The sequence below is a fragment of the Flavobacterium rhamnosi genome (genome assembly GCF_048286515.1).
GTDB lineage: Bacteria > Bacteroidota > Bacteroidia > Flavobacteriales > Flavobacteriaceae > Flavobacterium.
The window spans coordinates 15176-31212 of record NZ_JBLVPS010000010.1; the positions used below are offsets into that span (position 1 = coordinate 15176).

Below are 16037 nucleotides of genomic sequence, written 5' to 3' on the forward strand. Positions count from 1 at the left end.
ACCATTTATTTGTTGCCTTCCTTTTGATTTCCTATACAATAGTACTTCTATTCCAAAAATAATCCCATAAAAAAAGCCCTCTCATATGAACGAGACGGCTTCAATTATAATTATTTAATCCTTACAAAATGTAATCTGTATTAATGAAGTTAGACTCTTTACTGTTTAATAACTCTTGCAAAATAGCATTGTTATAGTCATTGTCTTTAGAAGCAACAAATGTTCTGATAGAGAACGAACGCAATGCATCATGAATACTCAAAGTCCCCACAGCCGAATCTTTTCTTCCCGTAAAAGGGAAAACATCTGGTCCTCTTTGGCAAGAACTATTCAAGTTTACTCTACAAACTAAATTCACCAAAGTATCGATAAGCGGTGCGATTGTTTTGATATCTTTTCCAAACAAACTGACTTGTTGTCCGTAATTAGACTCAGCCATATCATTCAATGGTTCCTGAATATCTTTGAAAGAAATAATAGGCACAATCGGACCAAACTGCTCCTCGTGGTATACACGCATTTCCTTATTTATAGGAAATAAAACAGCTGGAAATATATAATTATTGGTTTGCTCTCCTCCTTTTGCATTAATTACTTTTGCTCCGTTACTTGTTGCATCATCAATTAATTCCTGAATATAGGCAGGTTTTTCTTTTTCTGGCAAAGGAGTAAGAAAAACTGATTTGTCCCAAGGATTTCCAAAAGTTAACGCATCAACTTTAGCAGCAAATCGCTTATTGAATTCGTCTGCTATGGATTCGTGTACGTATAAAATTTTCAAAGCTGTACAACGTTGTCCGTTAAAAGATAAAGATCCGGCAATACACTCCTGGATAGTCAAGTCTAAATCAGCATCCGGTAAAATTATCGCTGGATTTTTTGCCTCTAAACCTAATACCAAACGCAATCTGTTTTTGTTGGGATGCTGATCTTGCAAAGCAATCGCTGATTTACTATTCCCTATTAAAGCCAAAATATCAACTTTCCCAGACTTCATTATAGGAGATGCCACTTCACGTCCTCTACCATAAACAATATTAATAGCCCCTTTTGGGAAACTGCTTCTAAAAGCTTCTAACAAAGGGGAAATCAACAAAACTCCATGTTTAGCTGGTTTAAAAATTACAGGATTCCCCATAATTAGTGCCGGAATAAGCAATGAAAAAGTCTCGTTTAATGGATAGTTATAGGGTCCCAGACACAATACAACTCCAAGCGGTCCTCTACGAACCATGGCATTTATCCCTTGAACTTTAGAAAAATGAGCGCTTCGTGCATTTAATTCTTTGTAACTTTCAATAGTGTCATAGATGTATTCTACGGTTCTGTCAAATTCTTTTTCAGAATCGCCCAATGATTTTCCAATTTCCCACATCAAATACTTAACGACTTCTGTTCGCGTCGTTTTCATTTGACTCACAAAATTTTCCATGCACTTGATACGATCCACTACTTTCATTGTAGGCCACAAACCCTGTCCATTATTGTATGCCGCAGATGCAGCTTCAACAGCTTCTAAAGCCTCCGCTTCTCCCATAAATGGAATAGATCCCAGTATAGTAGGTTCGTATTTTTCGGTAGATGAAATAGTAGAAAAAACTGGAGTAGTTTGCCCTGTCCATTTCTTTAATTCACCATTAATTAAATAAGTATCTTGATTAAGTAATGTGCTAATTTTAAATTCTTCTGGTATTAAACTCATTATAAGTAGGTTATATTTTAATTAAAATTTGATAAAAAGACACAATTGTATCTTTATTTTTATGGAGCAACAACTTCACCTTCCCACTCGATAATTCCTCCGAGCAAGTTATAAGTGTTTTCAAAGCCAAGTTCGTTCATGATTTCACAAGCTTTTGCACTTCGCATTCCGGAACGGCAATACACATAATAATTTTTATTTTTGTCTAAAGCCTCTATTTCATCTATAAAACCCTGTCCCTTGTGAATATCAATAAGTATGGCATTAGCTATAATTCCATCATTAGTTTCGTCTTCGGTTCTCACGTCAAGTATTACTGCATTTTCATCAGCTTGAAATTGAGAAATCCAATCTTCTTGTGTTAAATTCATAATATTGTTTTTTGTAAAAATACAAAGATTTTACCAAACAATAAACGCCCTATTTGTTAATTAGATAATATTCTAAAGAAAACGTTTTCGCAAAACATTAACTATCAATAAACTATGAATTAGACATGTATTTTTGCGAAAAATAGCCTAGTAAATCCATCGGAAATGCATAAAGCGCAGTATTCGACAATTAACACAGTTGCCTTTTCTTTTAGCAAAAAAAGCACACTATTCCTTTGCGTTTTTTAGACTACTTTTACATAACAACAAACCCAAAAATTAAAAAACATTCAAAATGCTTGATCCAATAAAGAAAATATTTCCTTCATTTTCAAATGAATTAATCAACGATATTGAAGCCAATTCCTCTTTTCAATCATTCAAAAATGGTGATATTATAATAAGAACTGGGCAGTACATAAAAAATACCGTTTTGGTCATCAGTGGTAAAATTAAAATTTACCGCGAAGATGAAAATGGCGGTGAGTTTTTCATGTATTATTTGCAACCTGGTCAGGCTTGTGCTATTTCTATGATTTGTGCTACAAAAAACAAAAAAAGCCAAATTATGGCCAAAGCTGTTGAGGATGTGGAATTGCTAATGATTCCTTTACCGTTAATGGATAAATGGATGATGCAACACCGGAGTTGGTATGAATTTGTAATTGGTTCCTATCGAAGTCGATTCGAAGAGGTACTCGAAGTAATTGACAGCATCGCATTTAGAGCTATGGATGAGCGTTTGGAATTTTATCTAAAACGTCACGCAGCAGCTTGCCATTGCAAAGAATTAAAAATATCCCATCAGGAAATTGCATCCGAATTAAATACATCAAGAGAAGTTATTTCCCGTTTACTAAAAAAAATGGAGCAACGAGGATTGGTAAATTTACAGCGCAATAACATTGAACTTTTGAAATAAAACAGCACTGTGAAAAATTTTATTGCTTGTAAAAAATTCACGGCTAATCTTTGCATTAAAAATTTTTTAAATGGAATATTTAGGCTACTTAGCTTCAATCATCATAGGACTTTCATTGGGTTTAATAGGAGGTGGAGGATCTATTCTAACTATCCCAATTTTAGTTTACTTATTTAAAATAGAGCCAGAATTAGCTACAAGTTATTCTTTATTTATTGTAGGAATTACCTCTTTATTCGGCTGTATAAGCCATTATAAAATTGGAAATCTTAACATTAAATCAACGCTATACTTTGCCATCCCCTCCGTATTTTCTATTTTGATAATTCGGGAAGTTATTTTTCCGAAAATAGCAGCAACACTATTCTCCATTGCGTCCTATCAGGTATCTAAAAGCTTTCTTATTATGATTGTTTTTTCAGTACTCATGATTGCAGCCGCTATAGCTATGATACGCAAAACAAAAGTGATAACAAATTTCCCAAAAACAAACTATACCCAATTGGGAATAATTGGATTTATCGTTGGAATTGTAACTGGTTTTTTAGGTGCTGGAGGGGGATTTTTAATAATCCCCGCATTATTGTTTTTCGCTAATTTACCCATGAAACAAGCCGTTGGCACGTCCTTATTAATTATTTTTATAAACTCTTCTATTGGCTTTGCCGGTGATTTGTATATTGGCACACCTATAAATTATCCTTTTTTAATAAAGGTTTCAAGTATCGCTTTTATAGGAATGATTATCGGAACAAAACTTTCAAAAAAAATTGATGGTACTAAACTAAAACCAATCTTTGGCTGGTTTCTATTAGTCATGGGAATTTACATTATTACGAAAGAAATTTTATTTCATTAAAGCAAAAAGCACTCCGCACTGGAATGCTTTTCCATTTTATCATTCGAATAGCAGTCCCTAATGCTCGCCATACCCAATGTCATCCATTTTGCCACTAAAAACTTTGTATTGAATTATGAAATATGCAATAACTAATACCAGAGCAATAATAAACCAATACACCCCGACTGACAAGCCATATTCGCCCGCAGCGGTATTATAAATAGTTAAGGACGGATTTACTGTATTGGTAGAAGGCAGGACATTTGGAAAAATAGAAGCCGTGGTCGCCGCAAATCCGCCTACGAGAAACATACTTGAAAATAAGAAACCAAGTCCGTCTTTATGGAATGTTTTTACTTTAAACAATCCGAAAATCCCAATAAATGCAATCAATGGAAATATCCAAAGAAAAGGATTTTCAACAAAGTTGTGAAAGGGTTTTGGTTCGATTCTATGCCAAATCAATAATGAAATAATTACCAATCCCAGCAGTACAAAATTGAGTTTAAAAACCACCTCTTTTAATCTTGTATTCAAAGAAGAGTTCGTTTTATAAATAATCCAATTGGCACCATGAATTGTCAATGTAACCACACTGACAACTCCTAAAAATAAGGTAAACCAATCTATAATTCCCAGTTGATCTGCTTGTGGACTAAAAGTAGGGTTCCACAAAGGCAAGAAAAAATAATGGCCTTCCTGAGTTGAAACACCATTCTCCACCATTCCTAAATTTACACCACGAACAATATTCCCTAAAGCCACTCCAAAAAACAAGGCCAATAATAAACTTGCAATCCCGAAAGCTTTATCCCAAATTACTTCCCACATAGGATGATGAATCTGACCGCGTAATTCTAAACCAACTGCCCTAAAAATCAGCAACCATAAAATCATCATTAAAGGCAAATAAAACCCACTAAATGAAGATGCATACAAAGTTGGAAAGGCAAAAAACAGAACACCTCCTGCTGCAATCAGCCATACTTCATTGGCATCCCAAAAAGGACCAATTGCGCTCGTTATTGCTTTTTTATCTTTCTCTGTTTTGGCAAAAAATAAATGAATAATTCCTGCACCAAAATCATAGCCATCCAGTACAATGTAAACGGCCAAAATCCCCATTAAAACTACATACCAAAAGAATTCCATAATTTATATATTTTCTGTTTGAGGTCCTTTATTAATAATTTTTCCAATCAGGAGCAAAAATAACATCCCTAACAAGAGATACAAGCCTATAAATCCAAGCAAGGTAAATAAGGTATTCCCGGATGAAACTGTTGGAGAAGCACCTTCAGCAGTACGCAATAAATTATACACCAACCAAGGTTGCCTGCCTAATTCTGCAGTATACCATCCCGTTGTATTTGCTATGTATGGAAATGGAAGCATGAAAAGCAAAGACCACAAAATCCACTTGGTTTCAAATAATTTTCTCCTGATAAGCTGAAAAACAGCAAAAGCCATCAACCCGATAAAAACCGTTCCGAGCCCAACCATGATATGATAAGCGTAATATAATCCGGAAATATTGGTGGGATGATTTTCCTCTTTAAACTGATCTAAACCTTTAATTTCTTCATGCCAGTTTCCATAGGTCAAAAAACTCAAAATATTAGGCACAGCAATTTTATTGTCCAATTTTTTATCTTTAACATCTGGCTGACCAATTAAAACAATTTCAGAGCCCTTCTTTTCGGTATGAAAAATTCCTTCCATTGCAGCAAAAGTTACCGGCTGGTATTTCACCACATTTTTGGCTAACAAATCTCCTGTAGGAACGGCGACAATAAGACTTGAAACCAATCCGAAAATCACTCCTGTTTTTACAAATAATTTTCCAAAATCCACATTCTTTTTACTCAAAATATAAAAGGCTCCAATCCCTGCCACAACAAAAGAACTGGTTACTAAAGATGCCGCTTGATTGTGTAGATAAGACGGCCACAACCATGGATTAGTGAATAAGGCCGAAAAGTTATTCAATACAAATTTACCATTCGCCAAAATTTCATAACCCACTGGATATTGCATCCAGGAATGCGTTGCAATTATTAAAAATCCACTGGCCCAAGAGCCTATAAAAATAAGTAATCCCGTAACAAAATGCCATTTGTGTCCGATTAATTTTTCTCCAAATAGAAACAAACCTAAAAAGGAAGATTCCAAAAAGAAAGAAAACATGCCTTCCATAGCTAAAGTTTGTCCAATAATCCCTCCTGTCAATTCAGAAAATTTGGCCCAATTGGTTCCAAACTGAAACTCCATCGGAATTCCCGTTACCACGCCCATCGCAAAATTAAGTGCAAAAATTTTCATCCAAAACTTAGTAGCCAGATTGTACTGTTCGTTTTGAGAGCGCAAAAACTTCCATTTAAATAAATAATGATTAGGGAAAGTCCCATTGTCAATTGCGGAAACAAGTAGTGAAAGGTAATCGTAAATGCGAATTGCATTCTATCATAAAAAAGCATTTCTTCCATACAAATATAATTTTTTCAAAGGTTCGGCAAATTTACCCATTATAAGTAACATTCCCTTACAAAAAAAAAAATCTTGGTCGCTATTTGTTAGAATTAAAACAAACATGAAAAGAAATCTTTGTTAGAGGCTATTTTACGAAAAATTAAAAATCTTGTGTGATATTAATCACCATCTATTTTAAAAACAAAGATTATCTTTGTATTACAATTTTACTTAAAAAGACTGACTACCATGCACATAGAACAAATATATACTGGTTGTTTAGCACAAGGTGCTTATTACATTACTTCAAATGGTGAGGCAGCTATTATAGACCCGCTGCGTGAAATACAACCTTATTTAGACCGATTAGAACGTGATGATGTAAAACTGAAATATATTTTTGAAACCCATTTTCATGCTGATTTTGTTTCTGGACATGTCGATTTAAGCCGAGAAACAGGAGCTCCAATTGTATATGGTCCAAATGCGAAATGTGAATTCGAATGTATATCTGCCGCTGATGGTCAAGAATTTGCTATTGGAAACATCAAAATAAGAGTATTGCATACGCCTGGACATACTCTGGAAAGCAGCACTTTCTTATTGATAGACGAAAACGGTAAAGATTACGCTATCTTCTCTGGAGATACGCTGTTTATTGGTGACGTGGGAAGACCTGATTTGGCACAAAAAGCGGCACACATGACTCAGGAACAATTGGCGGCACTATTATACCACTCGTTACGAGATAAAGTGATGACTTTAACTGATACTGTTATTGTATATCCGGCTCATGGTGCAGGAAGTGCTTGCGGTAAAAATATGAGTAAAGAAACAGTTTCTACCATTGGCAACCAAAAAGCAACGAACTATGCTTTGAGAGCGAACATGACGGAAGCCGAATTTGTACAGGAAGTAACAGAAGGTTTACTGCCTCCACCAGCTTATTTTGGAATGAACGTGGCTATGAATAAAAAAGGTTATGAAAGTTTTGAAAATGTATTACACTTAGGAATGCGCACGTTATCGGTAACCGAATTTGAGGCAGTTGCCGAAGAATCAGGAGCTTTAATTTTGGACACCCGAAAAAATATTTATTTTGCCAAAGGCTTTATTCCACAATCTATAAATATTGGAATTGATGGCGATTTTGCTCCTTGGGTTGGTGCTCTGATTGCCGATGTGAAACAGCCGATCCTAATCGTTTGTGAAGTTGGACAAGAAGAAGAGACTGTTACGCGATTAAGCCGTGTGGGTTTTGATAATTTACTTGGTCATCTGGCAGGTGGATTTGATGCCTGGGCAAGATCAGGAAAAGAAATTGACACCGTAAATAGAATTACAGCCGAACAATTTGCTAAAGAAGTGAAAATTGGCGAAAACAAAGTAATCGATATCCGAAAAGAAAGTGAATATTGTGGGGAACATGTTGAAGAAGCCTTTAACATGCCATTAGCAGCAATCAATGATTGGATCAAAGATATTAATCCAAAAGAACATTTTTATTTGCATTGCGCCGGTGGTTATCGCAGTATGATTGCAGCTTCAATCTTAGAAGCGCGTGGTTTTAGAAATTTCACCGAAATAGAAGGCGGTTTTAATGCTATTGAAAAAACAAATTTACCTAGAACTGATTTTGTTTGCCAAAGTAAAATTTTGAAATAATTGATAACCAAATAAATTTATACGATGAAAAAAAATATGGGTTCAATAGACAAAATTATTCGTATCTCAATTGCGGTGATTATAGCTGTACTGTATTTTACCGATACAATTAGCGGCACTATTGCTCTGATTTTAGGAGCATTTGCAATTATTTTTATAGTTACCAGTTTTATTAGTTTTTGCCCAATGTATTTACCTTTTGGCATCTCTACTAAAAAAAATATAGAATGAAAGAGATACAATGTTGTGGTGTTTCTTGTGAAAAATCACTTGACGCAGCGTATTGGGAAGCGCAATATATAGCTAAAGCTACTGGTTGGGATTTAGGCAAAGTATCCCCTCCCATACAAACATATATAGATCTAATAAGTAAAAAAAACAGAAGTATTTTGATTCCTGGATGTGGAAACAGCTATGAAGCAGAATATCTTTTAGAACACGGTTTTACGAACATTACTGTTATTGACATTGCACCAACACCGGTCGCAATTTTAAAAGAAAAATTCAAAAACAATCCTAATATCCAAATAGTATTGGGCGATTTCTTTGAACATCAGGGAAAATATGATTTGATTATTGAACAGACTTTTTTCTGCGCTTTACCTCCTACCATGCGTCAAAAGTATGTTTGGAAAATGCATCAACTTTTAACTGATGAAGGAATATTGGCTGGATTATTATTTAATAGAATATTTGAAATAAGTCCTCCTTTTGGTGGAAGAAAAGAAGAATATGAGCTGCTTTTCACAGCAGCCTTTATTTTTTTTAAAATGGATCTGTGTCCAAATTCAATTGCACCAAGAGCCAATTCAGAATTGTTTTTTGAATTGAAAAAGGACAAGCAGGTCCAAGTTAATCTTTATGAATTTAAAGGTATCACTAGCAGTGATTGTGCGGACTCTGTAACAAAAAAAATTGCATCACTAGATGGAATATTGCATGTAAGCAGGAGCAATAATTTTGAAGAAGTACTTATTGTCAGTAAAAATGGAATGACAATCGAAGAACTTACAAATGCAATTTCTTATGATGAAAAGTATAAAATTAAAAAAATAAGTTAGTAACACGGGTTTGCTTCTTTCAAAAAATGAAAGAATTACTATTTACGTACTTTTAAATCCAGGTTTGTGGTTCAAATGGCTGCACTATTTCTAACAATAAATACAATAACGATGAGTAATTTCGATACTATTATCAATTCCGGCAAACCAGTTTTAATAGACTTTTTTGCGACATGGTGTGGTCCATGTAAAATGCTTAGCCCTATTTTGAGAGAAGTAAAAGACAGTTTGGGCGACCGTGTTTCTATCATCAAAATTGATGTAGACAAAAACCAACAAATTTCGAGTCAGTATCAGGTTCGTGGTGTTCCTACAATGATTTTGTTTCAAAACGGAAAGCAATTATGGAGACAATCCGGCGTATTGACTAAAGAAGAAATAATTAAAACTATTATAGAAAAAAGTAATGCATAACTAGAAAAGCGATCCTCATCACAGAATTTCAAAATCTTTAATACCACATTATAAGCAGCGTTTTAAATAGCTGTTTAGTATTTATTCTATTTGAAAATAATTATTTCGGTATTTTCCGGAGATAATCCGTTATGTCATTATTTTAAATGACGCAGCGGTTTGGAGTTAGAAAAAAGTTAATTAACTTTATATCTATTATGAAAAACCCTCCTCAATACAGACTTTCAAAATCCGAATCTTTATTTGTGCGGGGACCATTATCAAGATACAGAAACTTAGTTTTCTTATTTAAAGTTATCTATAATTTTATTAATGCATTCCGCAAAATGCGCGTTATTGGTACTTGTGTCACTATTTTTGGTTCTGCACGATTTGGTCCAGAAACAAAGCACTATCAAGATGCTGTACAAATTGGAGCAACGTTAGCTAAATTAGGGTTTACAGTAATGACTGGCGGGGGACCAGGGATAATGGAAGCAGCTAATAAAGGAGCATATGAAGCCGGAGGTTATTCCGTAGGTTGCAACATTGTCCTTCCCATTGAACAAAAACCCAATCCTTATTTACACAAATGGATTCATATCCCTTATTTTTTTGTTCGAAAAGTCATTCTAATAAAATATTCATATGCCTTTGTTGTTATGCCAGGAGGAATAGGCACTTTGGACGAATTATTTGAAGCGTTAACGTTAATTCAAAATAAAATAATAAATAATTTCCCAATCGTTATTTTTGATAAAAAATATCACAAAGAGCTAATCCACCATATCCAAATGATGTCAAAAAATGAAAGTATAAGTCCAGAAGACATGAAACTTCTATTTATCACTGATTCTGTCGAAGAATTAATAGAACACATAGAAAAACATGCTATCAAAAAATTTGGCTTAAAAAGGCAAAAATACGACGCCAAATCGTGGTTTGGAGAACGAGAAACAAAACAGTAATCGAAATTTTAGTTTACATCCGTTTTTCATTTTGGTACTAAATAAAAATTATTTATCCAACCACTTGTGCATAATCAGTTCTAAATTGGATTTGATAATTGGCTTAGAAATGTAATCATCCATCCCTGCTTCTAAACATTTATCTTTTTCTCCTAACATTATTCCTGCTGTTAAGGCAATGATGGGCGTTTTTTCAGCTTTTTTTAATTTTCTGATTTCTGCAGTTGTTTCATATCCATTTTTAACTGGCATTTGTATATCCATGAATATAAGGTCAAATTGTTCTTTCTTACACAGTTTTATTGCATCAGTTCCTTGTGAAGATTCTACTACAATACAATTAGGAACTATTGTGTTAAGAAGTGTTTTTATCAAAAGCATATTAATTTTATTGTCCTCAACAACTAATATCCGAATAGGGCTTAAAATTTCAGAAGAAACAATTTTATTTTTTTCATTTAAATTGCTCTCTTCTGAATCTTGCTCATGATTTGATTTTTTAAGTTCAATAGTAAAGAAAAAATCACTTCCATGTCCATAATTACTTACCAGCTCTAATTTACTGTTCATCAAACTTAAAAGTTGATTTGAAATTGCCAATCCTAAACCAGTCCCTCCAAATTGGCGCGTTATGGAATTATCCTCTTGTACAAAAGAATGGAATATTTTTTCCTGATTTTGTTCTTTAATCCCAATTCCTGTATCTTTTACTGAGAAAATTATGGCAGCTGTATTTTCCGAAAAACTAGATTTATTATAAATATCCAATAAAATCTTACCCGCTTTTGTAAATTTTAATGCATTTCCAATTAAATTCACTAGTATCTGTTTCAATCGTACCGAATCCGTAAAAACATAACGAGGCACGTTTTTATCTATATTCAAAAGTAAATCTATATTTTTTAAAGAGGCCTGATGCTTGAAAAGATCAATAACTTGATGCGTTAGCTCGAAAAGATCCAATTCTTCAATATTTAATTCTAATTTTCCTGATTCTATTTTTGAAAAATCTAAAACATTATTTACAAGATCCGCTAATATTATTGCCGATTCATTTATGGTATTCATATATTCCAACTGATTTTTGTCAAGATTTGATTTCATTAACAAATCAGTAAAACCAATTATCCCATTTAATGGCGTTCTAATTTCGTGGCTCATATTCATTAGAAAACTTGACTTCGCTTTATTGGCAGCTTCCGCCTGTTCTTTTGCATTTGTCAATTCTATTTCCAACATCTTTAGCTCTGTAATTTCGATAAAACTCGTTACCACCTCCGTTATTTCGCTATTATAATCAAAAACGGGAAATCCATTTAATAAAAGCCATATCGTTCTCGTATTATCAGGTCTTTTAATTCCCATGATAAAATTTTTGATTGGCTTTCTCTCACTTATAATTTTGTTTATAGGATAATTTTCAAACGGTAATGGTTTATAATTTTCATTTATAAATTTCCATACCGGATTGATTGCTATTTTTCCTTTCATTTGATCAGTACTCAGCCCAATCAATTCCGATGCTTTAGGATTAGACAAAATAATAGAAGTGTCCGGAGCATATACAATAACACCAACATCAAGATTATTTAATAATCCACGATACCGTTCCTCACTTTCCCTCAGCGCTTTTTCAGTCAATTTGAGTTGTGTAATATCAACAACTGAAATAAGCGCCTCTTCTCTATCTTCAGTTGCTATACCAGTAAGGTAAACGTTCGTTATACTATTGCTGTCCAATAATAACTTAACTTCACAGCATTCTTTAATACTGCTTTTAAATACATTTTCTAAAAAAAAATTAAATATTGGTTTTGTATCATTGGTAACAAAAAATCCGAACTGGCTGTCGATCAATCGTGATCTCTCTTTACCTAACATCTGGGATCCCGTCAAGTTAAGGGCTGTAACTTTTCCTGTTTTTGTAAGTGTAAAATAGCCGGATGGGGCAAAATCGTATAAATCCGCATACTTTTCGGTAGCAACCTCAGCCTGCTCTTTTGCAACAATAAGTTCTTCATTCTGCATTTCAAGTTCTATTTGATGCACTTCAAATTCATGAATGAGTTTCAACGTATCAGCTTCAGAAAGTAAAGAATCGCGCTTCGATTCTTTAGTTTTTTTCAACTCCTCAGCATTTTCACGAAGAATTTTCATGACTTCTGATTTATTTTCTGTTTTTTTCATAATTTCCACCTGTGTTAAATAGTACACTTTTTCCGTGATGAATTGGGGAACTATATCTGTTTTTTTTTAATTTATTTTTTTAGCTTGTTAATTGGAATTTCATGGATAAAACATTGAATCACCTTGTGAGTGTCTATAAAATACATCGTACTAATAAACTCAACATTCATCTTTTTTGCATCGGCAGTTTCAATTTCAATACCCTGATACTGAAAAAACTCCTTCTCATTTAATTCTTTGAATTTTTCTATATTTGGAACAATTTTTTTAAAACAAGCGATCTTCCAAATTTCTTTTCCAATAAAATTCTCTTTGGTCAGCCCCAATAAGTCAATCAAAAATGGATTTAAAGCAGTGATTATTCCTGTATTAGGATCAAGGAATAAAATTCCATCCTTAACCGATTTGAAAAGATGATTATACCGTGTTTCTGAGAAAACCAACGCCTCCTGAGCCTCCACCCGATCCGAAATATCACGAATAATACATTGCACCACTTTTTTATCATTAACTAAATATACGTTACTCACAAATTCAACATTTATTTTTCTTCCATTTGCTGTTTCAAGTGGTAAATTTTCATACCGGACAAATTCCTTTTTTTGTAGTTCTAAAAATTTATCTTTATTGGCAACTATATCTTTTAAAGAACCAATTTCCCAAATAGATTTTTCGATAAATTGATCATGCGAATACCCTAACATTTCGACCAAATAAGGATTGACATCCATTATCATCCCTGTTTCTGAATTTAGAATTAATATCCCATCTTTTGCTGATTCAAAGAGACGGAGGTATCGATTTTCCATTTTGAGAGACTCTTCGGCCTGTTTTGCAGCTGTAATGTCAGTAAAAGTAATCACAATCCCATCAATACGATCGTCTAGAGTACGATATGGCATTATTCTAACATAGTAATATCTATTATCATTTGTCTCAACTTCCTTTTGAATTGGACTGAGTGTTTTGATAACTTGAAGCGCATTACTTTCCATTTCCGGATACTTCAAATCACAAACTAAATCTGTAAAAGGCCTTCCTGTATCTGCTGCTCTTAATTTAAATATTTTTGTTACCGGATCTGTAAACCTGCGAATGTTTAATTCCTTATCCAGAAAAAGAGTAGCAATTTCAGTACTATTGAGCAGGTTTTTCATGTCGTTATTTGCCTGTTCAAAATCAACTAATTTACTTTGAAGCTCCGTATTAACGGTTTGTAATTCTTCATTTAGGCTTTGCAACTCTTCTTTTGAAGTGGTGAGTTCTTCGTTAGTTGACTGCAGTTCCTCATTAGTCGACTGTAGCTCTTCATTGGTTGATTTCAGTTCCTCCTGTGAGGTTTGCATTTCTTCACGAGTGCTGTTCAAATCCTCATTACAACGAATCAGTTCTGCTTCCAGTTCCTTTTGTTTTCTCGAAACACTTTGTCTTTTCTGTTTTAATGCATTTTCATCCGATTCTAAATTCTCCGGTACATCACTGAATACCAACACAATCATCCCTTTTAACGCATCGGGGCTTTCGATTTGTTGAAGAGTTAAATTTACAAAATATTTACTCCCGTCTTCAACTATTTTTACATTTTCAATTTTTACAGGGTCAAAGCCTTGTAATGCTTTACGAAAAGCAACAGGTAATTCATTTCTCAAACCTTCGCGAGCCATGGCATGTATATTCCAGTTTGCTTTACCGGCTACTGGCTCCAGATACTTCCCCGTTCTGCCGGTAATATAAATGATGTCCCCTTTACTATTCACAAATATGCTGGCTGGTGAAAAACGTTGAAGTAAAATTTGATCTGCAAGGATTTGTATGTTTTCAACAACCTTAGTTTCTTTCATGGTATCGCTGGTTAATCTTTTAATTTGGGAAAAAGAGCTTGGAAAATTCGTAATCTCAGGACTTACTGATCTTGACGTACGTTTGAAAAATTTCAATTTTGAATCTATCACATCAAATCCTTTAATGCTGCTGCCTATTGTTTCTGCAGTACCGAGCACCATTATCCCGCCTGGATTAAGACTATAATTAAACAATCTTATTAATTTATTTTGCAATTGTGGCTCCATGTATATCAACATGTTCCGGCACGTCAGCAGGTCTAGTTTAGTAAAGGGGGGGTCCTTTATGACATCATGGGGAGCAAATACTATCATTTCCCGAATGGATGCAGTCACACGGTAACCTGTTTTTTCAGTTATAAAAAATCGATTAATTCGCTCGGGCGATACATCTTTTATAATATTAAATAAAAAAATACCTTTTCTGGCTTTCTCTATTGCGACAAGATCTAAATCAGTAGCGAAAATCTGTAATTTAATCTTTTTCTTTTTTCCTATTCTTTCCATTGCTTCATCAAAAACCATAGCCAAAGAATAAGCCTCTTCTCCCGTTGAACAGGCTGGAACCCATGCTCTGAGAGTATAACCATCAGGCACTGTATGTAAAAGAGTAGGAACAATATCTTCTTTGAGTTTTTCCCAAACAGCAGTGTCTCTAAAAAAACTGGTTACACCAATCAATAACTCTTTAAATAGTAATTCAATCTCTTTGGGGTTTTCCTGTAAAAAACGGACATATGTATGGATTTTGTCTATTTGATGTATTGCTTTTCTCCTTTCAATGCGGCGCATTAAAGTACTTTTTTTATACATCGAAAAATCATGTCCGGATTGCTCACGCAATAAGATTATGATTTTATCCAGGCTACTTTCACTTTTGACGGGTATTTCAGAATCCATGTTTACCTCCGGAAAATACTTGAGTAAACCAATCAATTTAGCGGGTAATTCTTCTGCGGGAGCTACAATATCAGCCATCACAGACTCTATAGCATTACGTGGCATACTGTCAAATTTTGCAGAAGTAGGATCTTGAACCAGTACAATTCCATTTTTTTCTTTAATCGCTTTTAATCCCAAGCTACCATCAGATCCCATACCGGAAAGAATGATTCCAATACTTTTTTCCATACGGTCCAATGCCAAAGATCTAAAAAAAAGATCAACTGGTAGTCTCATACCACGCGATTCAACGGGCTGAAACAAATGCAATTTCCCATTTAGTATTGACAGGCTTTTGTTGGGAGGAATTACATATACATGGTTTGGTTTTACTTTTAGCGCATCGCTAGCTTGTAAAACCATCATTTGTGTCATTCTTTGTAATAACTCAGGCATTATTCCAACATGTGTAGGATCCAGATGTTGAACAACTACAAATGCCATACCGCTGTTATTAGGCATGTTTTTAAAAAATAATTCTAATGCCTCCAGACCTCCGGCTGAAGCTCCAATACCAATAACAGGAAAATCACTATTATCGGCTCCAGGCAAGATTGAATCAGATTTCAAATCTAAAACTTTGTCTTCCCCCAGACTGATTTGATTTTTTTTTACCATCACGAAATTAGAATTTTCTATATCTTTTTATTTTGTTGAGTCGGATTTTTTCATTCA

At 34.1% G+C, this 16037-nt stretch carries 12 protein-coding genes and 1 pseudogene; 7 read left to right on the forward strand and 6 right to left on the reverse strand.

Going from position 1 to position 16037, the window contains the following annotated elements:
* Positions 1-121: 121 nt before the first annotated feature.
* Together ACNQGN_RS09765 and ACNQGN_RS09770 are read right to left on the reverse strand one after the other, a co-directional pair.
* Complete coding sequence (locus tag ACNQGN_RS09765) at positions 122-1702, reverse strand: NADP-dependent glyceraldehyde-3-phosphate dehydrogenase (RefSeq protein WP_417987642.1); 1581 nt, start codon at positions 1700-1702, stop codon at positions 122-124.
* 59 nt (positions 1703-1761) lie between these two features.
* A complete protein-coding gene (locus ACNQGN_RS09770; protein ID WP_417987643.1) occupies positions 1762-2073 on the reverse strand; it encodes a rhodanese-like domain-containing protein in 312 nt (103 codons plus the stop codon).
* A 295-nt stretch (positions 2074-2368) separates the two neighbouring features.
* On the opposite strand from ACNQGN_RS09770, the gene ACNQGN_RS09775 reads away from it, so the two are divergent.
* Entirely contained in the window at positions 2369-2995 is a 627-nt protein-coding gene (locus tag ACNQGN_RS09775) for a Crp/Fnr family transcriptional regulator (protein ID WP_417987644.1), read from the forward strand.
* Between the two features lie 70 nt (positions 2996-3065).
* Entirely contained in the window at positions 3066-3854 is a 789-nt protein-coding gene (locus ACNQGN_RS09780) for a sulfite exporter TauE/SafE family protein (protein WP_417987645.1), read from the forward strand.
* Between the two features lie 57 nt (positions 3855-3911).
* Here the strand turns inward: ACNQGN_RS09780 and cydB are convergent, their stop codons facing one another.
* Both cydB and ACNQGN_RS09790 read right to left on the reverse strand, forming a co-directional pair.
* Complete coding sequence (gene cydB / locus ACNQGN_RS09785; RefSeq protein ID WP_417987646.1) at positions 3912-4988, reverse strand: cytochrome d ubiquinol oxidase subunit II; 1077 nt, start codon at positions 4986-4988, stop codon at positions 3912-3914.
* 3 nt (positions 4989-4991) lie between these two features.
* Positions 4992-6322: pseudogene (locus tag ACNQGN_RS09790) on the reverse strand (cytochrome ubiquinol oxidase subunit I).
* Between the two features lie 232 nt (positions 6323-6554).
* Between ACNQGN_RS09790 and ACNQGN_RS09795 the strand changes: the two are divergent.
* From ACNQGN_RS09795 to ACNQGN_RS09815, 5 genes are all read left to right on the forward strand, one after another.
* Positions 6555-7970 (forward strand): MBL fold metallo-hydrolase, encoded by a 1416-nt coding sequence (locus tag ACNQGN_RS09795; RefSeq protein ID WP_417987647.1) that lies wholly within the window; start codon positions 6555-6557, stop codon positions 7968-7970.
* 24 nt (positions 7971-7994) lie between these two features.
* On the forward strand, positions 7995-8201 hold the full coding sequence (locus ACNQGN_RS09800; protein WP_417987648.1) for a YgaP family membrane protein: 207 nt from the start codon (positions 7995-7997) through the stop codon (positions 8199-8201).
* Complete coding sequence (locus tag ACNQGN_RS09805; protein ID WP_417987649.1) at positions 8198-9031, forward strand: methyltransferase domain-containing protein; 834 nt, start codon at positions 8198-8200, stop codon at positions 9029-9031. Before ACNQGN_RS09800 ends, ACNQGN_RS09805 begins: the two co-directional genes overlap by 4 nt.
* Before the next feature lie 75 nt (positions 9032-9106).
* Positions 9107-9445 carry a thioredoxin gene (gene trxA / locus ACNQGN_RS09810; RefSeq protein WP_470303637.1) on the forward strand — a complete coding sequence of 113 codons (339 nt, stop codon included), beginning with the start codon at positions 9107-9109 and terminating at the stop codon, positions 9443-9445.
* A 197-nt stretch (positions 9446-9642) separates the two neighbouring features.
* Positions 9643-10392: an LOG family protein gene (locus ACNQGN_RS09815; protein WP_417987651.1), complete on the forward strand. Its 750-nt coding sequence runs from the start codon at positions 9643-9645 to the stop codon at positions 10390-10392.
* Positions 10393-10440: 48 nt separating this feature from the next.
* Here ACNQGN_RS09815 and ACNQGN_RS09820 read toward each other — a convergent pair whose 3' ends face one another.
* Positions 10441-12579: a PAS domain-containing hybrid sensor histidine kinase/response regulator gene (locus ACNQGN_RS09820; RefSeq protein WP_417987652.1), complete on the reverse strand. Its 2139-nt coding sequence runs from the start codon at positions 12577-12579 to the stop codon at positions 10441-10443.
* A gap of 71 nt (positions 12580-12650) precedes the next feature.
* Positions 12651-15980: a chemotaxis protein CheB gene (locus ACNQGN_RS09825; RefSeq protein WP_417987761.1), complete on the reverse strand. Its 3330-nt coding sequence runs from the start codon at positions 15978-15980 to the stop codon at positions 12651-12653.
* Positions 15981-16037 lie beyond the last annotated feature (57 nt).